Origin of the sequence: Deinococcus koreensis, assembly GCF_002901445.1 — a bacterium.
GTDB classification, from domain to species: Bacteria; Deinococcota; Deinococci; order Deinococcales; family Deinococcaceae; genus Deinococcus; species Deinococcus koreensis.
The window spans coordinates 674,577-694,536 of record NZ_PPPD01000001.1 but is presented as its reverse complement, the minus strand read 5'-3'; the positions used below and the strand labels follow the sequence as shown (position 1 = coordinate 694,536).

22 protein-coding genes and 1 tRNA gene are annotated in these 19,960 nt (G+C 72.6%); 12 read left to right on the top strand and 11 right to left on the bottom strand.

Annotated features, from left to right (window positions below; genetic code table 11):
• Positions 1-26: 26 nt before the first annotated feature.
• Positions 27-1,256: a cysteine desulfurase-like protein gene (locus CVO96_RS03255; protein ID WP_103313268.1), complete on the top strand. Its 1,230-nt coding sequence runs from the start codon at positions 27-29 to the stop codon at positions 1,254-1,256.
• 26 nt (positions 1,257-1,282) lie between these two features.
• Here the strand turns inward: CVO96_RS03255 and pyrF are convergent, their stop codons facing one another.
• Positions 1,283-2,101: an orotidine-5'-phosphate decarboxylase gene (gene pyrF, locus CVO96_RS03250; RefSeq protein ID WP_103310281.1), complete on the bottom strand. Its 819-nt coding sequence runs from the start codon at positions 2,099-2,101 to the stop codon at positions 1,283-1,285.
• Positions 2,098-2,838: a 3-keto-5-aminohexanoate cleavage protein gene (locus CVO96_RS03245; protein WP_103310279.1), complete on the bottom strand. Its 741-nt coding sequence runs from the start codon at positions 2,836-2,838 to the stop codon at positions 2,098-2,100. Before CVO96_RS03245 ends, pyrF begins: the two co-directional genes overlap by 4 nt.
• 87 nt (positions 2,839-2,925) lie before the next feature.
• On the opposite strand from CVO96_RS03245, the gene CVO96_RS03240 reads away from it, so the two are divergent.
• Positions 2,926-3,393 (top strand): Rrf2 family transcriptional regulator, encoded by a 468-nt coding sequence (locus tag CVO96_RS03240; RefSeq protein ID WP_103310276.1) that lies wholly within the window; start codon positions 2,926-2,928, stop codon positions 3,391-3,393.
• Between the two features lie 22 nt (positions 3,394-3,415).
• On the opposite strand, the gene CVO96_RS03235 is transcribed toward CVO96_RS03240, so the two are convergent.
• Positions 3,416-4,054 carry a hypothetical protein gene (locus tag CVO96_RS03235; RefSeq protein ID WP_103310273.1) on the bottom strand — a complete coding sequence of 213 codons (639 nt, stop codon included), beginning with the start codon at positions 4,052-4,054 and terminating at the stop codon, positions 3,416-3,418.
• Between the two features lie 405 nt (positions 4,055-4,459).
• Between CVO96_RS03235 and CVO96_RS03230 the strand changes: the two genes are divergently transcribed.
• Entirely contained in the window at positions 4,460-5,590 is a 1,131-nt protein-coding gene (locus CVO96_RS03230) for an N-acetylmuramoyl-L-alanine amidase family protein (RefSeq protein ID WP_103310270.1), read from the top strand.
• Between the two features lie 50 nt (positions 5,591-5,640).
• Here the strand turns inward: CVO96_RS03230 and CVO96_RS03225 are convergent.
• The 3 genes from CVO96_RS03225 to CVO96_RS03215 form a co-directional block, all read right to left on the bottom strand.
• Positions 5,641-5,716, bottom strand: a tRNA-Lys gene (locus CVO96_RS03225).
• A gap of 98 nt (positions 5,717-5,814) precedes the next feature.
• Positions 5,815-6,438, bottom strand: a complete 624-nt coding sequence (locus tag CVO96_RS03220) for a hypothetical protein (RefSeq protein WP_103310267.1) — start codon at positions 6,436-6,438, stop codon at positions 5,815-5,817.
• A gap of 68 nt (positions 6,439-6,506) precedes the next feature.
• Positions 6,507-7,688, bottom strand: coding sequence for a glutamate ligase domain-containing protein (locus tag CVO96_RS03215; protein WP_103310264.1), 1,182 nt, complete (start codon positions 7,686-7,688; stop codon positions 6,507-6,509).
• 73 nt (positions 7,689-7,761) lie between these two features.
• Here CVO96_RS03215 and purE point away from each other — a divergent pair, with 73 nt between their 5' ends.
• From purE to CVO96_RS03195, 4 genes are all read left to right on the top strand, one after another.
• Positions 7,762-8,301 (top strand): 5-(carboxyamino)imidazole ribonucleotide mutase, encoded by a 540-nt coding sequence (purE, locus tag CVO96_RS03210; RefSeq protein ID WP_103310261.1) that lies wholly within the window; start codon positions 7,762-7,764, stop codon positions 8,299-8,301.
• Entirely contained in the window at positions 8,298-9,434 is a 1,137-nt protein-coding gene (gene purK, locus CVO96_RS03205; protein ID WP_103310258.1) for a 5-(carboxyamino)imidazole ribonucleotide synthase, read from the top strand. The genes purE and purK overlap by 4 nt, the downstream gene beginning before the upstream one ends.
• A 109-nt stretch (positions 9,435-9,543) precedes the next feature.
• Positions 9,544-10,716: a VanW family protein gene (locus tag CVO96_RS03200; protein WP_103310256.1), complete on the top strand. Its 1,173-nt coding sequence runs from the start codon at positions 9,544-9,546 to the stop codon at positions 10,714-10,716.
• A 36-nt stretch (positions 10,717-10,752) separates the two neighbouring features.
• A complete protein-coding gene (locus CVO96_RS03195) occupies positions 10,753-11,319 on the top strand; it encodes a GNAT family N-acetyltransferase (RefSeq protein ID WP_103310253.1) in 567 nt (188 codons plus the stop codon).
• Positions 11,320-11,356: 37 nt separating this feature from the next.
• On the opposite strand, the gene argB is transcribed toward CVO96_RS03195, so the two are convergent.
• The 4 genes from argB to CVO96_RS03175 form a co-directional block, all read right to left on the bottom strand.
• The gene (argB, locus tag CVO96_RS03190; RefSeq protein WP_103313267.1) at positions 11,357-12,106 is read right to left on the bottom strand and encodes an acetylglutamate kinase; all 750 of its coding nucleotides are present in this window, start codon (positions 12,104-12,106) and stop codon (positions 11,357-11,359) included.
• Positions 12,107-12,190: 84 nt separating this feature from the next.
• Entirely contained in the window at positions 12,191-13,267 is a 1,077-nt protein-coding gene (locus tag CVO96_RS03185; protein WP_103310250.1) for a PilT/PilU family type 4a pilus ATPase, read from the bottom strand.
• A gap of 115 nt (positions 13,268-13,382) precedes the next feature.
• Complete coding sequence (locus tag CVO96_RS03180; protein WP_103310247.1) at positions 13,383-14,006, bottom strand: DinB family protein; 624 nt, start codon at positions 14,004-14,006, stop codon at positions 13,383-13,385.
• A gap of 24 nt (positions 14,007-14,030) precedes the next feature.
• Positions 14,031-14,639: a 5-formyltetrahydrofolate cyclo-ligase gene (locus CVO96_RS03175; protein ID WP_243398141.1), complete on the bottom strand. Its 609-nt coding sequence runs from the start codon at positions 14,637-14,639 to the stop codon at positions 14,031-14,033.
• A gap of 127 nt (positions 14,640-14,766) precedes the next feature.
• Between CVO96_RS03175 and CVO96_RS03170 the strand changes: the two genes are divergently transcribed.
• The 5 genes from CVO96_RS03170 to CVO96_RS03150 all read left to right on the top strand — a co-directional run bounded on the left by CVO96_RS03170 (position 14,767) and on the right by CVO96_RS03150 (position 18,976).
• Positions 14,767-15,240 carry a hypothetical protein gene (locus tag CVO96_RS03170; RefSeq protein ID WP_103310241.1) on the top strand — a complete coding sequence of 158 codons (474 nt, stop codon included), beginning with the start codon at positions 14,767-14,769 and terminating at the stop codon, positions 15,238-15,240.
• A 95-nt stretch (positions 15,241-15,335) separates the two neighbouring features.
• The gene (locus CVO96_RS03165; protein ID WP_103310239.1) at positions 15,336-16,241 is read left to right on the top strand and encodes a carbon-nitrogen hydrolase family protein; all 906 of its coding nucleotides are present in this window, start codon (positions 15,336-15,338) and stop codon (positions 16,239-16,241) included.
• Positions 16,234-16,755 (top strand): GNAT family N-acetyltransferase, encoded by a 522-nt coding sequence (locus CVO96_RS03160; RefSeq protein WP_103310237.1) that lies wholly within the window; start codon positions 16,234-16,236, stop codon positions 16,753-16,755. Before CVO96_RS03165 ends, CVO96_RS03160 begins: the two co-directional genes overlap by 8 nt.
• Before the next feature lie 428 nt (positions 16,756-17,183).
• Positions 17,184-17,945, top strand: a complete 762-nt coding sequence (locus tag CVO96_RS03155; protein ID WP_103313266.1) for a metallophosphoesterase family protein — start codon at positions 17,184-17,186, stop codon at positions 17,943-17,945.
• A gap of 101 nt (positions 17,946-18,046) precedes the next feature.
• Positions 18,047-18,976, top strand: coding sequence for a DNA polymerase III subunit delta' (locus tag CVO96_RS03150; RefSeq protein WP_103313265.1), 930 nt, complete (start codon positions 18,047-18,049; stop codon positions 18,974-18,976).
• A gap of 201 nt (positions 18,977-19,177) precedes the next feature.
• On the opposite strand, the gene CVO96_RS03145 is transcribed toward CVO96_RS03150, so the two are convergent.
• Positions 19,178-19,930: a segregation and condensation protein A gene (locus CVO96_RS03145; RefSeq protein ID WP_103313264.1), complete on the bottom strand. Its 753-nt coding sequence runs from the start codon at positions 19,928-19,930 to the stop codon at positions 19,178-19,180.
• Between the last annotated feature and the right edge of the window lie 30 nt (positions 19,931-19,960).

Below are 19,960 nucleotides of genomic sequence, written 5' to 3'. Positions count from 1 at the left end.
CTCTGGTGGGCTCTATGCTGCTGGACATGCCCACCCTGCTTGCCGAGCCGCTCCGCGCCCAGTTTCCGCCCCTGCAGTCGGGCCGCGCCTACCTGGACAACGCGGCCGGCGGCCTGCTGCCCCGCCGCAGCATCGAGGCGGTCACCGCCCACCTGACCCGGTACGGCTCGACCAACGCCATGAGCAGCCACCAGCCCGGACAGGCGGTGCTGGGGCTCAAGACGCAGGCCCGTGCGGGCACGGCGCTGTTCCTGAACGCGAACCCCGAGGATGTGGCGCTGGGGCCGAGCGCCTCCGCGCTGGCCTTCCGGCTGGCCGCCGCCTTCGCCCGCCTGTGGGGGCCGGGCGACGAGGTGATCGTCTCGGGTCTGGAGCACGAGGCGAACGCCAGCCCCTGGCGCGAACTGGAGCGCCAGGGCGTGACGGTGCATGTGTGGCACGCCCGGCGCCCCGAGATGCGCCTGCACCCGGACGACCTGGCGGCGCTGCTCTCGCCGCGCACCCGGCTGGTGGCGGTGACGGCGGCCAGCAACGTGCTGGGCGTGACCCCGGACATCCCCGCCATCACGGCGCAGGTGCGCGCGGCCGGCGCCTGGACGGTCGTGGACGCGGTACACGCCGCGCCGCACGCCTTTCCGGACGTGCAGGCCTGGGGCGCGGATTTCGTGACCTTCAGCCCCTACAAGGTGTTCGGCCCGCACCTGGGCGCGCTGTGGATCAGGCCCGAGCTGCGCGGTGAGCTGCCCTGGCCGCGCCTGAGCTTCGTCCCGGAAGGCGACATCACGGGCATCGAGCACGGTACCGCGCCCTATGAGCTGCTGGCCGGCTGGCTGGGCACGCTGGACTACCTGCGGGAGCTGGGCGGCGACGTGTTGGGCGGCTCCGGGTCGGGCGGGGGAGAGGAGCTGAACCGGGCGGCCCTCGTCCGGGCCTCGGCGCGGATCGCCGAACTGGAGGCGCCCGTGGCGGCCCGCCTGCTGGAAGGGCTGCTCGCCCTCGACCGGGTGACGGTGTTCGGCCCACACAGCCTGGAGGGCCGTGTGGGCACCGTCGCCTTCCGGATTGTCGGCGAGGCGCCCGACACCACCGCCGCCCGTCTGAGCGCGCAGGGCGTGGACGTCGGCGCCGGGCACTTCTACGCCGTGCAGCCCCTGAGCGACCTGGGCCTGTACCCGCAGGGTGTGATCCGCGCCAGCATCGCGCACTACACCTCCCTGGACGACGTGGAGCGGCTGCTGGCCGGACTGCGGGGCTAAACCCACGAGGGTCGGCTCCGGGCGAGCTAGCCCAGGACGCTGTTCAGCTCGTCCCGGAAGCTCCGCGCGGCGGCGACGCTGGCCTGCACGTCCAGGCCGGCGGCGTACTGCACGCCCCGGCTGGCGCTGGCGAGCGCGCCCACGCCACCCGGATCGAAAGCGTCCGCGAGGTCACGCGCAGCGGCGCCCTGGGCCCCCAGCCCCGGCAGCAGCAGCAGCGCGCGCGGCATCAGCGAGCGGTACAGCGCCAGCTCCTGCGGGTGGGTGGCGCCCACCACGGCGCCCACCGAGGCGTATCCGGGTTCCGGCTCCCGGCCCGCCCCCTCCGGCGCGTTCAGCCGGGCGACCTCCACGGCTATCCGCTCGCTGGCGCCGCTGCCCTGCAGGTCGGCCTGACCGGGGTTGCTGGTCTTGACCAGCACGAACACGGCGCCGCCGTTCGCCCGGGCCGTCTCCACGAACGGGGTCAGGGTCTCGAAGCCCAGGAAGGGATTCACAGTCAGCGCGGCGCCCGCGTGGCGGCCGCTCAGCCAGCCCTGCGCGTAGGCCTGCGCCGTGGAGCCGATGTCTCCGCGCTTGCCGTCCAGCAGCACCGGCAGGCCCAGGGTGCGGGCGGCGGCGCAGACCTCCTCCAGAATCTGCAGGCCCTCCAGGCCCAGCGCCTCGTAGAAGGCCAGCTGCGGCTTCACGCAGGCGGCAAAGGGCGCGGTGGCCTCCAGCACGTCCAGCGTGTGGGTTCGCAAGTGACCGGCGTCCCGGTAGCGGCCGAGTTGCGGGTCGAGCCCCACGCACAGGCGGGTCTGGAGGCGGCGGGTGCGCTCGGTCACGGCCTGGGCGAAGGTCATCGGGCCGAGGCTAACACGGCCAGCGCTGAGCGCACGAGGCCGGCGTTGTCCGGCGCCGCAGACCCGTCCGGCAGGCTCAGGGTGTCCTCCAGGCCGATCCGGGTGCTCAGGCCCCGGCGCCCGGCTTCACTCACCATCGGCCAGGCGCTGCGGCCCAGGCCGTGCAGCAGGGTCGGCAGGTTCAGCGCCGCCGCCTCCAGCCGCCCCAGCATGGCGGCCGCCTGCGGCGCGGTCACTGCCTCCGGTTCGTCCGGCAGCTCGACCAGCACCCTCAGGGCCCGGTGGCGTTCCAGCCACGACAGGAAGGTGTCCACGGCGTCGGGCGTCCACAGCCCTGCCTCGACCCCGATCCCGCTCTGCAGCAGCGTGCCGGCCAGCGCCCGGGCGTGGGGCTCGTGCACGTTCACCGACACGAAGTCCGGGCGCCCCGCCTGCTCCAGCTCGCCCCAGCGCTGGGCGGCGCGGAGCTGGGCGGCCACGTCCGGCAGGATCCAGAAGCCGCTGGAGATGCCCACCGGCACGCCCGGACAGGCGGCCCGGACGGCCCGCAGCGCCGCCGCCACGTCTGCCGCCTGCAGACTCTCCAGGCCGTCGGAGCCGCGCGGATGCAGGTGCAGGGCTTGGGCGCCTGCGACCACCGCGTCGGCGGCGGCCCGCGCCAGCTGCCCGGGTGTCAGGGGAAGCTGGGGGTGGGCGCCGGGTTCGCGGGAGCCGTTCAGACAGGCCTTGAGCCGCATGGGCCGATGCTACGCCGCCACACCGGCCCTGGGGCGCCGCCCCCTCCCCGGCGCGGCCGGGCCGCTGGGGCACGGTAGACTCTGCCCATGCGGCTTTCCGCGACGGACGTGTACGCCTTCCAGGCCCTGGGTTTCCTGGGGTCTCAGGAGCTGACCCGCTGGGTGTCCAGCGACGAGATCAGCGAGTCGACCGGCGTCCACCGCCCGTACCTGGTCAGGATTCTGGCCGCCCTGACCGCCAAGGGCGTGGTCAAGAGCAAGAAGGGCATCGGCGGTGGATACGCGCTGGCCCGCAAGCCGGCGCTGATTTCTCTGTGCGAGGTGGTGCGCGCCATCGACGGCCCGGTGGCGCCCCTGAGCTGCATCAGCCTGAACTGGCACGAACCCTGCGTGGAGGAGGAACGCTGCCACGCGCGCGCGACCGTCTACACCCGCATGCGCGACGCCATGCTGGGCGTGCTGCAGGAGTTCAGCGTGCAGGATCTGGTCATCGATGCCCGCCAGGGCGTGTCCTACGGGCATTGCCTGGGCCATCTGCTCAAGCCCAACGCCTGAGGCAGGCAGCTTCAGGCCGGCCTTATTTCAGGTAGGGCAGGAAACGCGCCAGGCTGTCGGCGTCCGGAGCGGTCGAGGAGCGGATCACCCGGGTGCCGCTGAACACCATCAGCAGCCGCTCGCCCGCTCCGCCCGAGGCGTTCAGGGTGCCCTGCCGCGCCTGATAGGGGCCGGTCAGGACGCCCTGCATGGTGCTCAGGTCGAAGGCCAGCGCCGCGCCGCTGAGGGCCGGGGCGCTGGCCTTCACGCTGCCCGTGGCCGTCACGAAGCCGCTGCCGACGTGCAGGATCACCTGGGCCGCGCTCAGGTTCCTGAAGCGGGCGTCGGTGTAGCTCAGGTCTCCGGTCGCCGTGACCGTGCCGGCCCTGAGGTCGTAGACCACCTGCGCGGCCTTCAGGGTGCCGCCCTGTCTGGTCGTGATGGTGGCGCCGCGTGCCAGGAGCGTCTGCCCGGGCCGGAGCTGCATACTCTGGGCGCTCAGTTTCAGGCCGCCCCGGCTGTCGGTGGCGCTGCCGCCCTGGGGCAGATCGGTGACCCCGGTCTCCAGGTTCAGGGTCTGCGGCCCGCGCGGCGTGACCGTCAGGCCCCCGAAGGTGATGGCCTGGGCGGCCCCCAGGAGCAGGGCGGCGAGCACGGCGCGGCGGACAGCAGGAAACGACATGGGCGCCACCGTAGCGTCCGGGCCACTGAGGGGCGTGAGGAGGGCGGTCAGACCGGCTTCAGGTGGAGCTGGACGGCGCCGTCCAGGCGGCCCAGCCGGACAGCCCCGGTGGGGGTATCCGGCTGAACCACGACCCTGACCGGAGGAGGCCGGAGGCTCGGCCCTGGCTTCAGGACGGCAAACGGCGGACATGGGGCCGCTCACCTCGGAACGGGCGGCCGCCCAGTGCCGTGCAGGAGCCGTGTGGCGCGGCGCGTTTCTCACGGCTTCCCATCCAGACGGAGGATTCGGGGCTGTACACTCTGCCCAGTGAACGGCGACCTTCCTCTCGATCGGCGCCCGGCGGCGTGGCCCAGGCGCGTCCTGTCCAGGCCAGTCCTCTCGGGGCCAGTCCTCTCCGGGCGAGTGCTGGCCCTCCCGCTGCTCCTCCTCACGCTGCTCACCCCCCCGGTGGAGGCGGCGCCCCGGGTCGGCACCCACGACGGCTACACCCGGCTGGTGTTCGATCTCCCGCAGGGCGCCCAGGCGCAGAAGGCCCAGCCCAGCGTGAGCATCGCCGGCCAGAGCGTGACCGTCAGGCTGCCCCTGACCCTGAAAGCCGAGCAGGGCGCCCTGAAGGCTCCCGGCGTCACCGCCTACGCCGTGGCTGGAGGCACCGTGACCGTGACCTTCGCCCAGGGCTACCGCCGGGCCAAGGCCAGCGTCCTGCCCGCGAGCGGGGGCCAGAAGGCGCGGCTGATCGTCGACGTGCTCACGGACGCGGCCAGCCGGGTCGCCGCGTCGAGTCCCTCCGCACCGGTCTCCCGGCCGACCTCCCGGCCGGTCACGCGCCCCGCCAGCACGGCCACCGTGCAGCGCCCCCGCGTGGTGCTCGACCCCGGGCACGGCGGCATCGACCCGGGCATGGGCAGCCGCTGGGTCACGGAGGAGGACGTGACGCTGGACGTGGCCCTGCGTACCCGCGCGGAGCTGGTGAGGCACGGCGTCGACGTGGTGATGACCCGCGCCAGCGACCGCCACCTGAGCACCAGCAAGAGCAGGGATCTGGACATGCGCTCCAAGATGGCCAGCAACGGCACTGTCAGCGCGTTCGTCAGCATCCACGTGAACGCGGCGGGCGCCTCCGCCCAGGGCATCGAGACGTACTACTTCGGCAAGCCGCTGGCCGGCTCGAACCGCAGTCTGGCCGTGGCCGAGAACGGGGGCGGCAGCGTGGGTGAGGAACTGACCCGGCGCGCCGCCAACACCGCCCAGAGCCTGCTGGGCGACATTCTGGCGCAGGCCAAACTGACCTTCAGCCGTGATCTGGCCCGGCGGGTGCAGAGCAGTCTGGTGAGCAGCACCGGCGCCGTGAACCGGGGTGTGCAGACCGACGCCTTCTACGTGATCCGCAACCCCACCACCCCGGCCATCCTGGTCGAGGTGGGTTTCGGGACTCACCCGGTCGAGGGGCCGAAACTGGCCACGGCCGCCTACCGGGAGCGTCTCGCGCAGGGACTGGCCCGGGCGATCCTGGACTTCCTGCACACGGACTGAGCCCAGCGCCCTGGTCAAAAGTGAACCCCCGCACTGGACGGGGGTTTTACTGGTGGATCGTGTAGGAATCGAACCTACAACCCGCTGATTAAGAGTCAGCTGCTCTGCCAATTGAGCTAACGATCCGGGAGCACACGGCGCACCGGGCGTAGCGGAGTATAGGCAGGGTCTCCCCACACTGTCAAGGCGGCAGGGCCGAAGACAGGGTTCCACCCACCGGCCGCTCAGCGTGGCAGGACGCGGTTCAGTGCGGCGGCGCTCAGGCCCAGGCCCAGGCCGTAGCCCAGGTGCGCGCCCAGGCGGTTGCCGTGGGTACGGGCGTCGCCGGCGCGGGGGCCGTCCTGCAGGCCCAGCAGGGGGGTCACGGTCTCGTCCATGACCAGCCAGAGGGCGGCGCCCCACAGCAGGCCGCTCACTGCCAGACCACTCGGCGGCCCCGGACGCCGGGCCAGCAGGGCGCCGTAGGCCGCGCCGCCGAACACGCCCATGGCCCAGTGCACCCCTTCGCTCAGGGCCGCGCGGGTGCCCGGCTCCGGCACCCGGTGCGTCAAGGCCGTGTACAGGTGCCGGCCCAGCGCGGCCGTGCTGCTCTCTCCATTCTCGTGGGTCTGGCCCAGCGGGCTGATGATGTCCTGGTCGCCCTGAGGCCCGGCATCCTGCCCCTCGCCGCTCTCCGGCTGCTCCTGGGCCGGGCCACTCAGCAGGGGCGCCACCCGCACCCAGTACTGGCCCATGATCAGGGTGCCAGCCGCGCCCGCCGCCAGCCCGATCAGGGCGCCGCGGTAGGCGGGAGAGGCCGGAGGGTCACGGCGCAGCAGGGCACGGGCCAGCTGGAGTGCAGAGGTCATGCTCCACGGTAGTGCGCGGGCGGCCGCTGCAGATTTCGGGTCGCTTGACCTGCTCCTCAGGGGGGGGCTCAGATCCCTCCAGGAACCTCTTCCGACAGCGCCTCTCGAACCGTGCCGGCCAGATAGAGGCTGCCCGCGACCAGCAGGGTGCCGCCCGCCGGGGTCAGGGCCAGGGCGTGGGCCAGCGCCGCCCGGGGGTCGGGCAGCGCCTCGCCGCCCCAGCGCGCGGCCAGGTCGGCCGGGGGCGTGGCGAGGTCGCCGGGCGCCGTGAACACCCGCCGCGGCGCCACGGGCAGCAGCGGCGCCAGCGTGGCGGCGGTGTCCTTGCGGGCCAGATTGCCGAACAGCAGGACGTCGGCGTGGGGCACGGCGGCGGCCAGCGCACGGGTGGCGTGGGGATTGTGCGCGCCGTCGATCAGCACCGCCCGGCCCCGCACCTTCACCCGCTCCAGGCGGGCCGGGTGGGCGGCTCCCAGCGCGGCCTCCACCCCCTGGCCGTACCCCAGCGTCCGCAGGGTCGCGGCCGCCAGGGCGGCGTTCTGGGCCTGGTGCGCGCCCTGCAACGCGGGCGGGTGCGGCAGCGCGAAGAGGCCGGGGTGGGTCTGCGGGGTCAGGAGCGGCGCCCCCGCCGCCCGGGCCACCTCGCGGATCACGTCCAGCGCCTCAGCGGTGGCTGTGGTCAGCAGGGGCACGCCGGCGCGGGCGGCCCCGGCCTTGTCGCGGGCGATGGCCTGCACGGTCTCGCCCAGCACCCCTGTGTGATCCAGAGCCACGTTCGTGAGCGCCACGGCGACCACGTTCTCCAGCGCCTGCGTGGCGTCGCTCCGGCCGCCCACGCCGGCCTCCATGACGGCCACCTCCACGCCGGCCTCGGCGAAGACCTGACAGGCCAGCGCCAGCGTCAGGTCGAAGAAGGCGGCGTCCGGGGCGTGCGCCTGGGCCCAGCGGATGAAGGCCGCCGTGCGGGCCGGGCTCAGGTTCACGCCGTCCACCCGGATACGCTCCTCGTAGTCGCGCAGGTGCGGGCTGGTAAACCGGCCCACGCGGACGCCGGCGGCCCGCAGCCCGGCTTCCAGCATGGCGCAGGTGCTGCCCTTGCCGTTGGTGCCGATCACGCGAACCGCCCGGAACGTCCTGTCCGGGCGACCCAGCGTGTCCAGCAGGGCCTGAGCCCCGGCCGGCCCGCGCGCCCGGCCCGAGCGGGTGCGGCCGAACAGCCAGGAGTAATCGGGGGGGGCGTCCGGCGTCACGCGGCAACGCTAGCGCGTTCAGGGCCGTCGTGTGGAGTGGCGCGCGCACCGGAAGCCCGCCCGGCCGGGTAGGATGCGGGCCGTGACGGAACCAGCATTCGGGGCCGCCCCCCACGTGGGCGTCGTGATGGGCAGCCGCAGCGACTTCGAGACCATGCAGGGCGCGCTGGACGTGCTGCGTGACCTGGGCATCGGCTACGAGGTGCGCGTGCTCAGCGCCCACCGCACCCCGGCGCTGCTGGCGTCCTACGGAGCGAGGGCCGAACGCCTGGGCCTGGCCTGCATCATCGCAGGGGCGGGCGGCGCGGCGCACCTGCCGGGGATGCTGGCGGCCTTCACGCGCGTGCCCGTGCTGGGGGTGCCGGTGCAGTCGCGCGCCCTCTCGGGCCAGGACAGCCTGCTGAGCATCGTGCAGATGCCCGCCGGGGTGCCCGTGGCGACCTTCGCCATCGGCGCGGCGGGTGCGAAGAATGCCGCCCTGTTCGCCGCCGCGATCCTCGCGACCACCGACGAGGCGGTGCGCGCCCCCCTGGAGGCCTTCCGGCAGGCCCAGACGCGGGCCGTGCTGGACGATCCCTTCTTCGAGGGTCACCCCCCGGCAGGGGCCGAATGACGCCCTCTGGCCACCTCGGCATCCTGGGCGGCGGCCAGCTGGCGCAGATGCTGGCGCTGGCGGCGATCCCGCTGGGGGTGCGCGTGACCGTGCTGGAGCCCGACCCCCTGGCCCCGGCGCGGCTGTGCGCCGAACACCTGCAGGCCCCGTACACCGACCCCTCGGGCCTGGACGCCCTGGCCGGGTGCGACGCCGTGACCCTGGAGTTCGAGAACGTGCCGGTGGAGGCGCTGGCCGCGCTGCAGGGGCGCGTGCCGCTGCGGCCGGGCGCGGGCCTGCTCGCGCGCAGCAAGCACCGCGTCCGGGAAAAAGAGGCGCTGCGGGCCGCCGGGGCCCGAACCGCGCCCTTCGTGGCCATCGAATCGGAGGCCGATCTGGTGGGGGCGCTGGAGGGGGTCGGCGGCGCCGGCATCCTCAAGACCAGCGAGCTGGGCTACGACGGCCGGGGCCAGGCGCGGGTGGGCACGCCGGCGGAACTGGCGACCGCCTGGGCGTCCATGGGGGGTGTCCCCTGCGTGCTGGAGGGGCTGGTGCCCTTCGAGCGCGAGCTGAGTCTGGGGGTGGCGCGCTCGCCGTCCGGGCAGGTCGCCTTCGGGCCGCTGGTCGAGAATGTCCACCGGGGCGGCATCCTGCGGACTTCGGTGTACCCGCCGGACGTGCCGGGCGGCACCGAGGAGGAGGCCCGCGAGATCGCGCGCGCGGTGGCCGGGGCCTGGGGCCTAGAAGGGCTGATGACCCTGGAATTCTTCCAGCTGCCGGGCGGCCCTGATCCGGACACGCGGCTGCTGGTCAACGAGGTCGCGCCGCGTGTCCACAACTCCGGGCACCTCACCCAGGACGGGGGCGGTCTCAGCCAGTTCGGGGCCCAGGTGCGCGCGGTACTGGGCCTGCCCCTGGCCGACTGGCGCCCCCTGCACCCCTGCGCGATGGTGAACGTGGTCGGCGTGGCAAGGTCTGACGGTCAGCCACAGGAGCCCGACTGGGCCGGCATCGACGTCCTGGAGGGCACGCGCGTTCACCTCTACCACAAGGCGTGGCGCCCCGGGCGCAAGCTGGGGCACGTGAATCTCGTGGCGCCCGATCTGGACACGCTGCGCCGGCGGCTGACCACCCTGGAAGCGTTGATTCCCTAGAACTGGGGAAGCGCTGCCCCCGAAGCCTGAACCGCCCCCCAAGCGCGGGTAAACGCCGGCCCAACCCGGCCTCACGGCGCGTCAGGAGCGTCACCCTAGCCTGAGCGGCGTGAAGCCCCTCCTGCTGTCCCTGCTGACCTTGTCCCTGGCGGCCACTGCACACGCCCAGGCCCAGACCACTCCGGCCCAGACTCCCTTCAAACTCATCCTCCGGGCCAGCGAACAGAAGATCCAGAAGGGCGAGGTGACGAAGCATGGGGTCGTCAAGTCGTGGACGCTCCCGGCCGCTGGGATCAAGGTGAGTCAGAAGGCCGGCAAGGTGAGTTCCACCCTGACCCCGGTGATAGATCGCATCGAGAAGGCGGTCAACGCCCGCAAGCCCCGGCCCGCCGTGTTCCGCAACGTGGGCGGCTCCTGGGTGGCGGCCGGGCAGACCGGCTGGGTCTTCGACCGCGACGCGACGAAGGCCCGGCTCCTGAAGGCCATCCGGTCGGGCAGAAGCAGTGCCGAGGTCGCCTACAAGCGCATCGAGCCCCAGCGGTCGGTGGCGACGCTGGCCGCGCGCGGCGTGCTGGGGCACGTCTCCACCGGCACCAGCAGCTACCGCGGCAGCCCGGCCTTCCGCGAGAAGAACATCCTGGTCGGGGCCAGCAAGCTCGACAACTTCTTCATCGCGCCCGGCCACGAGTTCGACTTCAACCGGGAGATCGGCCAGATCGACGCCAGCACCGGCTTCGTGAAGGGCTTCGTGATCTCGGGCGGCACCCTGACCAAGGAGGACGGCGGCGGCATCTGCCAGGTGAGCACGACCGTGTTCCGGGCGCTGTACCAGGCGGGTCTGCCGGTCACCGAGCGCCACGAACACAGCCACCGGGTGAAGTACTACGACCCCGTGGGCTTCGAGGCGACCGTCTACGCGCCCGACAAGAACCTGCGGATGAAGAACGACACCGGCAAGTACCTGTTCATCCAGGCCGCCTGGGACAAGTCGGCCGACACCCTGCGCTTCGATGTCTTCGGCGCCAACACCGGCCGCACCGTGAACATCAGCCGGCCGGTGATCACGAACTTCAAGGCGCCGGCCAGCCCCAGCTACAGCCCGGACGCTCGCGTGGCCGCCGGGGGCCGCCGCCTGCTCGACACGCCCATGCAGGGCATGAGCAGCGCCATCACCCGCACGGTGAAGGTGGGGGGCAAGGTGATCCGCAAGGACACCCTGAAGAGCGTCTACCAGCCCTGGGGCGCCGTGTACGGGGTCAATCCGAAGGACAGGCGGCTCTGAATCCTGGGGGGCCGGGACTGGGCTAGCCTGCTGCGTATGACCGAGCCCGCTCCGCCCCCCGTTCCCACTGAACTCCGCACGCCCCGCCTGCTCCTGCGCCGCCCGGATCCCGCCGACGCCGGGGCGCTGGTGGCCGCCGTGGACGCCTCGCTGCCCGAACTGCAGGTCTGGATGCACTGGGCGCAGGCCCCCATGACGCTGGAGGCCTCCCGCGAGAACCTGCAGGGGGTGGCCGAGCGCTTCGACAGCCGCGAGAACCTGCGCTACCACGTCTGGAACGCGGCAGGCACCGAACTGGTCGGCTCCAGCGGTCTGCACGCGCTGAACTGGCGGGTGCCGAAGGGGGAGATCGGCTACTGGATCGCCACGCCCCACACCGGCCAGGGCTACGCCCGCGAGGTGACCCAGGCGCTGACCACCCTGGCCCTGGAGACGCTGGGCTTCCGGCGCCTGGAGATCCGCTGTGACCCCCTCAACGAACGCTCGGCCCGCATTCCGCAGGCGCTGGGCTACCGCCTGGACGCCCGGCTGGTGAACGACGACGTGGACGCTCAGGATCACTCGAAACTGCGCGACACGCTGGTCTTCAGCCGGACGCGCTGAGAAGACCTTCGCTGTTAAGCCCTCGGCCCTCTGCGCTCTACGGCACGATCCGCGTTCCGGCCTCGCCGCTCACCGCCCGGGCCAGCACGCCCGCCTGCATCCCGCTGGCGATCACGGCGAAGGGCGCACCTCTCTGCAGGGCGTCCAGCGCGGCGCGCACCTTGGGAATCATGCCTCCGGCGATCCAGCCCGCCTCTATGCCCGCCAGGGCCTCGGCGCGGCTGAGCTGCGCGGCGCGGCTCTGAGGGTCGGGGAAGTCGCGGTACACGCCGTCCACGTCTGTCAGGAACACCACGCCGTCGTTCAGGGCGCCCGCCACCGCGCCCGCGGCCGTGTCGGCGTTCACGTTCAGGGCCTCGCCGTCCGGGCCGACCGCCACGCAGCCCAGCACGGGCGTGAGGCCGGCGCCCAGCAGGGTTCGCAGCAGCGCCGCGTTGACCCCGGTCACCCGGCCCACCCGGCCGAGGTCGGGGTCGAGCACTTCGGCGCTCAGGAGTTGCGAGTCGCGGCCCATCAGGCCGACCGCCTGCCCCACATCCTGGCTGAGCTGCTTGTTGAGCTGACAGAGCGCCATCTCGACGATGTCCATGGCCTCCGGCGTGGTCACCCGCAGCCCGCCCCGGAACTCGCTGCCCACCCCGCGCGCCGCGAGTTCCCGCTCGATCACCGGCCCGCCGCCGTGCACCACCACCACCGGCATCCCGGCGCGCAGTCCCGCGATCTCGCCCGCCACCGCGCGCCGCAGTTCCAGGCTCTTCATGGCATTGCCGCCGTACTTCACGATCATGGGGGCAGTGTAGATGGTCAATGGTTGATGGTTGATGGTCAACTGCTCGCTCCATCAACCATCAACTGTAGACCATCACCCTTTTTACGCGAATTGCTGGCGCATCATCATGATCTTGAGTTCGTGCGGGCTGGTCGCGGAGGCCATGGCGTCCTCCTCGGTCATCTTGCCGAAGGCGACGAGTTCGGCGAGGTGCTGGTCGAAGGTCTGCATGCCGCGCGAGCTGCCCTCCAGCAGGGCCTGCTTGATCTCCTCCACGCGCTCGGAATCCTTGATGCACTCGCGCACGGTGGGGGTGCCCAGCAGGATCTCCATGCCCAGCACCCGGCCGCCCCCGGCGCGCGGCAGCAGCCGCTGGCTGATGATCCCCACGATGCTCTCGGAGAGACCCTGGCGGATCTGGTCGCGCTCGTGCGGCGCGAAGAAATCGATGATGCGGTTGACCGTGCGGATGGAGTCCTGGGTGTGCAGGGTGCTGAAGACCAGGTGGCCGGTCTGCGCCGCCGAGAGGGCCGCTTCCACAGTCTCCTTGTCGCGCATCTCGCCGATCAGGATGATGTCCGGATCCTGCCGCATGGAGGCGCGCAGGCCGTTGGAAAAGCTCAGGGTGTCCATGCCCAGCTCGCGCTGGCTGACCATCGCCACGCGGTCGCGGTGCAGCACCTCGATGGGGTCTTCCAGGGTCACGATGTTGACCGGCTGGGTGGCGTTGATGTGATCCAGGATGCTGGCCAGCGTGGTGGTCTTGCCGCTGCCGGTGGGGCCGGTCACCAGGATCAGCCCGCGCTCGTGCTGCGCCAGCGCCTCGAAGGTGGCCTGGGGCAGCCCCAGTTCCTCGAAGGTGGGAATGGGTTTGTCCTCGATGACCCGCATGATCAGCCCCACGCTGCCGCGCTGGTAGTAGGCGTTCACGCGGAACCGGGCCAGGCCGGGAATGCCGTAGGCAAAGTCGGCCTCGCGCTTGACGGCGAAATTTTCCCACATGCTGGTGGTCATCATCTCGCGCGCGAAGGCCTCCACGTGTTCGGGACTCAGCCGGCTCTCGCCGTAGCGCTTGATCTCGCCGTTCACGCGGCCCGCAGGTGGGGTGCCGGCGCGCAGGTGGACGTCGCTGGCCCCATCCTTGACTATCGCGGTCAGTACGCTGTTCAGAACACTCATCGTTCACTCAGCGTAGGGGCTGGGCTCTTACAGTTTTCTACGGCCGGACGCACGCCGACCGGGGGCCTCCCGCCGGCCTGATCCGCCCTGTTCAGCGCCGCCGGTTACCCGGCCCTCAGCCGGAACGCTGCCCCGGCGCGGCCAGGGGCTCGCCCTGCACCCCGCCTTCCGGGCCCCGGTCGGCGCGCAGGCGGCGGCTCTCCAGATCGGCGTGCTGGGTCAGGTAGCGCAGCCAGGCCTTGGCCGTCAGCGGCCCCAGGCTGTTGTGCGCCACCGTCAGGTCGTCCTGCGGGGGGCGGGCGTGCAGCTGCCGGGCCAGATCCACGGTGCCCGAGCGCGTCTGCGAGAGCAGGCTCCGCAGCTCCGCCAGGGCGGTGTCCTGCGGCGGGCGGTAGTCGCGGGATTCGTCGGACTCGAACCTCCGCTGGCCCAGCAGGGCGCGCAGGCGGTTCTGCCCCCAGCGCTCGATCGAGATGATGTGGATCAGCACGTCCCGGTTGGCCTGGGTGTCGGCGGCGCGGGCGGCGCGGCCCGCCAGGTGCATTCCGGCCCGCTCTAGGCTCTGGCCCAGATCGGTGTACGAGCTGCGCCCGGCCGGCGCCTCCAGCACGCGCGAGACCACGAATTCCTTGACCTCGCCCCGCCGCTGCCGGGCCAGGTACGCGGCCCCGGCGGCCACCCCGACCCCCAGGGCCGTGGCGAGGGTCGGAACGAGCATCTTGTTGCGGGGAGAGGCCATGTGGGAGATACGCGCCCGGCCTGCTCAGGGTTCCCGCTCGCCGGAACCCGTGCCCGGGGGGCCGCACTCGATCACCCCGTCCGGCGTGCCGATCAGACTGACCTGCGAGTCGGCGGGGCAGGGGAGGGAGCGGCTCATCATCAGGGGGTGGGCCAGGGTGAATTCCGGGAGGCCCAGGCCCAGGCCGCGCGCGCCCCAGCCGAAGCCCTTGCCCAGCCGCCCGCCCCGGTCGTCGGCCGCCACGCAGGCCAGCACCACGCCCTGCGCGCCGTCGGGCCGGAGTTTCGGCTCGCCCACGGCGGGCATGGCGCTCAGCCTCGCGCCCGCCGGGTCGCTCAGGCGCCAGTACCAGCCGCTCCTTTTCTGGTGAGGCACGTACAGGATCACGCCGGCCTGCAGGGCCAGCCGGCGCAGGGGGTACAGCACCCGCTCCGGGCCGACCACCAGCACGCCCAGAGCGCTCACCCGGGGGTGGCCCAGCAGCGCCCTGGCCGCCCCCCGGGCCTGGGTGAAGTTCGGGTGGTGCCCGTGGGGCGGCAGCGGGTAGGCGCACGCCCGGGCACGCATCAGGGCCGTCCAGACCTGCTCGCGGTAGGCGCCGGCACTCGTGGCCAGGGGATCGGCGTCGGTCACGGGTCTACCGTAGCGCGGCGGCGGGGCAGCCCGTACCATGAGGCCGGACACCCGACCAGCGACCCAGAGACCCGAGCCCAGAGACCCGAGCCCAGAGACCGTGCGCCCAGTTTCCGTGGAGGTTCATGTGACGATCCGTGTGCTGTTCAGGCCCCTGCTCGCCGCCCTGCTGCTGCCCGGATGGGCGCTGGCCGACCGCACCCCGGAGAACCTCAGGGGCTTCAGGAGCGTGTGTGTGAATGCCGGCTTCGAGGAACAGGGCAAGGAGAACGAGGCGATCCGCACGAAACTGATCGAGCGGCTCTACGCCGCCCTGGAGAGCGCCAGGATCAAGGCCGCCGACTCGCCCTGTCAGGAGAAGGGGCTGAGCAGCAGCGGGCAGCTCAACCTGTACTTCAGTTTCATCTCCACCCAGGACGGCAGGATCTTCAACTCGGTGCTGGACGGCTGGCTGAGCCGCGAAGGCCCCTACAAAGGCCCCACCCTGTGGCAGGACAACATCTTCGGCTCGATGGAGGCGGGGGGCGGCGCCCTGGAGGCGGCCGATCTGCTCGACGAGCTGCTGGAGGGCTTCGTCAAGGACTGGCAGAGCGTCCACTGACGTGCAGGGCTGACCCCAGGCGGGCTGCAGGAGCGGGCGGCCGCAGCACCCCGCCGGGCTGATCTCCGTGCCGCCGCCGCCGCTACACTCTGTCCATGACAGTGGTGAAGGTGGCGGTCGCGGCGTATGGGGTGGAGTTCCTGCCGGACTGGGCGGGCTACGAGGCCAGGATCGGCGGCTGGGTCAGGGACGCGGCCTCTCAGGGCGCCACGCTGCTGGTGTTCCCGGAATACGCCGCACTGGAACTGGTCAGCCTGCTGCCCCGGGAACTGCACCACGACGTGCTGGCCATGCGGCCGGCCCTGCAGGCCTTCGTGCCGGACATCCTCTCGCTGCACGCCCGGCTGGCGCGCGAGCACGGCGTCTGTATCGTGGCGGGCAGCCTGCCGGTGGCGGCCGGGCCGGGCTTCGTGAACCGCGCCCACGTGTTCGGCCCGGACGGCTCGGTCAGCTTTCAGGACAAGCTGCTCATGACCCGCTTCGAGGCCGAGGAGTGGGACATCTCGCCGGGCCAGGGGGTGCGGGTCTTCGAGCTCTCGGGCGTGCGCTTCGGCGTGGCGATTTGCTACGACTCGGAGTTTCCCCTGCTCGCCCGCCGGATGGCCGAGGCCGGCGCCGAACTGCTGGTCGTGCCCAGCTTCACCGGGTCGCCGCGCGGCTACACGCGGGTGCGCGTGGGCAGCATGGCCCGCGCCCTGGAAAACCAGCTGTACGCCCTGCACGCTCCCCTGATCGCCGACGCGCCCTGGACCTACGCCGTCGAGGACGCCCACGGCCGGGCCGGGATCTACGCCCCCTCCGACGATGGGCTGCCCGAGGACGGGATCGTCGCGCAGGGAGAGTGGAACACGCCGGGCTGGCTGGTCACGGAACTGGATCTGAGCCTGATCCGGCATGTCCGGGTGGACGGCCACGTCCTGAACTGGCGCGACCGGGTGGCGGGCCAGGAACGCCCCACGTCCGCCGAGGTCGTGCACCTCGGGGTGCCCGCGCTTGGCTGATCGCTCAGCGGTGGCGGTTCGCGTGCTGGACGCCGCCGACGCCCCGGAGTACCGGGAGGTGCGGCTGGCCGCGCTGCGCCGCGATCCGCTGGCCTTCCTGACCACCGCCGAGGAGTTCGCCGCGCGCCCGCTGGAGGATCTAGCCGCGCGCCTGCGCCCCAGCGCCCAGGCCGTGACCTTCGGGGCTGTTCTGGACGGCCGGCTGGTGGGCCTGCTGACCCTGGCCCGCGAGGCGGCGCCGATCCTGGCCCACCGCGTGAACGTGTACGGCGTCTCGGTGGCCCCAGGGGCCCGCGGCCGGGGCTGCGGCGACGCGCTGATGGCGGCGGCCCTGGCGTCCGTGTCCCGCTGGCCGGGCGTGACCTCGCTGCATCTGGCCGTCATGGAGACCCAGCCCGCCGCCCGGCGGCTGTACGAACGCCACGGTTTCCAGTGCTGGGGCCGGCAGCCGGACGCCGTTCGGCGGGAGGGACGAAGCCTGGCGGAAGACTGGATGTGGCGGCCCGCGCCCTGAGACGCGTGATGTGAATCACAGCGTAGGCTGTCCCAATCGCCGTTTTTCCTCCCTCCCTCCGTGGGGGGGACTGGGACAGCTCGCAGGGAGGGTTGGGAACTTGAAAAGCTGCAAAGCAGAGGGGGGGAGCGGGCGAAGCTCGCCCTCGCACTGGACGCTTATGTCCCATCCCGTGTCCGATGCCGGTTCTTCTCATTTCACATCAGGCGTCTGAGGGGGGTGGCCGCCCCCGGAGACCCGGCCGTCTGGAGTGGGCCGCGCCCCCGATCGGGGGCACCCGGCGCCCGTCGGGATGTGGCTCGGACGCGGGCCTCCAGGGCAGGGTCAAGGGTGCCCCGATCCCGCCCGGCAGGCCTGCATACCCCCGCTGGCCCACCCGCTGATCCACTGCCGGATATCCCCGGTACGGGGCGCAGCCGGGCGCTATGATGCCGGGCGTGCGGCTCCTGCTGCTTTCCGATATCCACGCCAACCACACCGCCCTGCAGGCGGTCTTGAAGGATGCCGATTCGCGCCGGTACGACCAGGTCATCCACCTGGGCGACGCGCTGGGCTACGGCCCGCACCCGCGCGAGGTGCTCGACACCCTGCGCGAGCTGGACGCCGTGTGCATCATGGGCAACCACGACAAGATGCTCCTGGAGTACGCCGACGGCACGCGCGAGCCCAAGGACTCGGTGGTCTCGCTGGCCCTGAAATACCAGCTCGAACGCCTCTCGGAGCGCGATATCGCCTGGGTGCGGCTGTGGCGCGACGGCGTGGACGATCCGGACATCGGGGCGCGCTACCGGCACGGCACCCCCACCAGCCTGGACGACTACACCGATTCCGTCACGGCGGCGCGCGAGGCCTTCGCGCAGTGGCACGGGCGGCTGGCCTTCGTGGGGCACACCCACATCCCGGCCGTGTACGCCACCCTGAACGCCCCGGTGGGCGAGTGGATCAAGACCCAGACCTTCCATGACGGCGGCAGTTACATGCTGCCGCCCAGCACCCGCGTGATCCTGAACCCCGGCAGCGTGGGCCAGCCGCGCGACGGCAATCCGCGCGCCAGCTACGCCGTCTTCGACTCCACCCGCATGTACTACGAGGTCTTCCGCGTGGACTACGACATCGAGCGCGCCCAGGAAGCCGCCCTGGAAGCCGGCCTGCCCCAGGTGCTCGCCGCCCGTCTGGCGGTCGGGAAGTAGGCGCGGTGGCGGCGAAGTCCAGTCCCCCGAAGGCCAGCGCTCCGAAGACCAGTGCCCCCACACCGGAGAGCCCCCGGCCCAGCGCCTTCGAGGCCGCCCGGCTGGCCGCTGTGCTGCACGCCTCCGTGCTGGAGCAGGCCGGCGCCTTCCGGGGCAACGCCCTGCTGCTCAGCGGCCCGGCCCGCGTGGGCAAACTGGGGCTGGCCCTGGCCATCGCGGCGGGTCAGAACTGTTCCGGCACCCGGGGCATCGGGGGCGAGGCCTGCGGGGCGTGTCCCTCGTGCCTCGCGATGGCGACCGGGGCCCACCCGGACGTGCTGCAGGTCGAGCCGCGCGCCACCACGGCCACCGGCAAGGCGGCGCGGCGCAAGCTCATTCCCATCGGCGCCATTCTGGACGCCCGGGACAAGACCCACGAGTACGAGACGCACGTCTATGAATTTCTGGAGGTGAGGCCCACCCACCGCCGCCGGGTGGTGATCGTGAACGGCGCCGAACACCTGGGGCCGGAGGCCGCCAACGCCCTGCTCAAACTGGTCGAGGAGCCGCCCCACGGCGCCCTGTTCCTGTTCCTGGCTGAGGACGTGCGCGCCGTGCTGCCCACTATCTCCAGCCGCAGCGCCCGCCTGGGGGTCGCCCCGGCCAGCGACCGCGCCCTGGAGGCCGCCCTGAGCCGCGCCGGAGAGGAGGCCGACCCCGAGCTGGTGGAGTTCGCCGCCGGCCGCGCCGGGGTGCTCGACGCCCTGGAGACCGTCCGGGCCGCGCTGCAGGACGCCCGCGAGTTCGACACGGCGCTGGATGTGGGTCTCCTGAGTGCCCTGGAGGCCGCCGAGGCGCTGGAGAAACGCCTCGATCCCGCCTGGCACCCCGAGGCCCTGCGCTTCACCTGGCGCACCCGCCCGCCCCACCGCCGGGCCCGCGCCGACACCGCCCTGGACGAGCTGCAGGGGGCGCTGGAGGCCTACGCCAGCCCCAGCCTGAGCTTTCAGGTCTTCGCCCTCGCCCTGCGCGACGCTTTCGGCGAGGCCTGAGCGGCGGGAAGGGGAGACACGCCCCAGCAGACCACGCCTCGCCCCGGATGCTGGATAGAGGCGACGTCGCGCCGGCCCGATACCCGGATTCCCCTGAGCCCAGAGCAGGCTCTCAAGGACAGCGTCTGGGAGAGACTTCGCTGCGCCCGGCATGACGAGGGGGTGGCGGTCTCAGGGCGACCACCGCGCCCCTCCCCCGGATCAGTCCTCGCTCAGGTTCGACGTCACGGCGATGTCGCCGTAGACCTCGTCCTGCCGGGCCTCGAAACTGCCCTCCTTGACTCCCTCCAGCAGCGCGGCGAAGTAGGTGGTGCGCTCGCCCCAGTCCTGGGTGGGAATGCCCCGGAAGGTGAACGAGCGCAGGCGCAGGCCGAAGGAGCGCAGGGCGTTCAGGGCGCCTTGCAGCGTCAGGCGGTCGCGGGCCAGCAGGGGCACCTCGATCTGGCGCACCGCGTTCTGCGCCGCCCGCACCAGCCGCGCCAGACTGCCCTGCGGGTTGCGGGGGCGTTCGCGGCGCGGCAGATCGACCGCCACCGGCTGGGCGGGCACCAGGCCCTCGCGCTCGCGGCGGCGGGCGCTCAGGAAGGTCACCAGGGCGTCCAGTTCGGCCAGGGCTTCGACGCCGCCCACCACCTCGTCCAGCAGGTCGCCCTGCACGTCCGGGTCGTCGTCCGGTTCGGGCTGGGGCAGCAGCAGGCGGGCCTTCACGGCGATCACGGTGGCCAGCGCCGGCAGCAGCTCCGGCTGGTTCAGCTGGGCCACCGCCTCGACCCAGGCCAGCACCTCGCGTGTCAGGCGCAGCAGGGGCACCTCGGTGGGCAGAATCCGGCCTGTCCGCAGGGCCGAGGCCAGTTCGGCCAGACTGCCGTGGAACACGGGCAGCTCGACCGAGAAGGCGTGGGGCGGGCTGGCCAGCTCTGGGCCGGCGCGCTGGGCGCCGGGGACGGCCACCATCCCGTCCTTCATCCCCACCGGAAGCGGCGT

What these genes read in the sequence shown, in the direction of transcription:
- CVO96_RS03255 (WP_103313268.1), top strand. Translation starts at nt 27, where the DNA reads ATGCCCACCCTGCTTGCCGAGCCGCTCCGCGCCCAGTTTCCGCCCCTG.
- pyrF (WP_103310281.1), bottom strand. Translation starts at nt 2,101, where the DNA reads ATGACCTTCGCCCAGGCCGTGACCGAGCGCACCCGCCGCCTCCAGACC.
- CVO96_RS03245 (WP_103310279.1), bottom strand. Translation starts at nt 2,838, where the DNA reads ATGCGGCTCAAGGCCTGTCTGAACGGCTCCCGCGAACCCGGCGCCCAC.
- CVO96_RS03240 (WP_103310276.1), top strand. Translation starts at nt 2,926, where the DNA reads ATGCGGCTTTCCGCGACGGACGTGTACGCCTTCCAGGCCCTGGGTTTC.
- CVO96_RS03235 (WP_103310273.1), bottom strand. Translation starts at nt 4,054, where the DNA reads ATGTCGTTTCCTGCTGTCCGCCGCGCCGTGCTCGCCGCCCTGCTCCTG.
- CVO96_RS03220 (WP_103310267.1), bottom strand. Translation starts at nt 6,438, where the DNA reads ATGACCTCTGCACTCCAGCTGGCCCGTGCCCTGCTGCGCCGTGACCCT.
- purE (WP_103310261.1), top strand. Translation starts at nt 7,762, where the DNA reads ATGCGGGCCGTGACGGAACCAGCATTCGGGGCCGCCCCCCACGTGGGC.
- purK (WP_103310258.1), top strand. Translation starts at nt 8,298, where the DNA reads ATGACGCCCTCTGGCCACCTCGGCATCCTGGGCGGCGGCCAGCTGGCG.
- CVO96_RS03195 (WP_103310253.1), top strand. Translation starts at nt 10,753, where the DNA reads ATGACCGAGCCCGCTCCGCCCCCCGTTCCCACTGAACTCCGCACGCCC.
- argB (WP_103313267.1), bottom strand. Translation starts at nt 12,106, where the DNA reads ATGATCGTGAAGTACGGCGGCAATGCCATGAAGAGCCTGGAACTGCGG.
- CVO96_RS03185 (WP_103310250.1), bottom strand. Translation starts at nt 13,267, where the DNA reads ATGAGTGTTCTGAACAGCGTACTGACCGCGATAGTCAAGGATGGGGCC.
- CVO96_RS03180 (WP_103310247.1), bottom strand. Translation starts at nt 14,006, where the DNA reads ATGGCCTCTCCCCGCAACAAGATGCTCGTTCCGACCCTCGCCACGGCC.
- CVO96_RS03165 (WP_103310239.1), top strand. Translation starts at nt 15,336, where the DNA reads ATGACAGTGGTGAAGGTGGCGGTCGCGGCGTATGGGGTGGAGTTCCTG.
- CVO96_RS03155 (WP_103313266.1), top strand. Translation starts at nt 17,184, where the DNA reads ATGCCGGGCGTGCGGCTCCTGCTGCTTTCCGATATCCACGCCAACCAC.
- CVO96_RS03145 (WP_103313264.1), bottom strand. Translation starts at nt 19,930, where the DNA reads ATGGTGGCCGTCCCCGGCGCCCAGCGCGCCGGCCCAGAGCTGGCCAGC.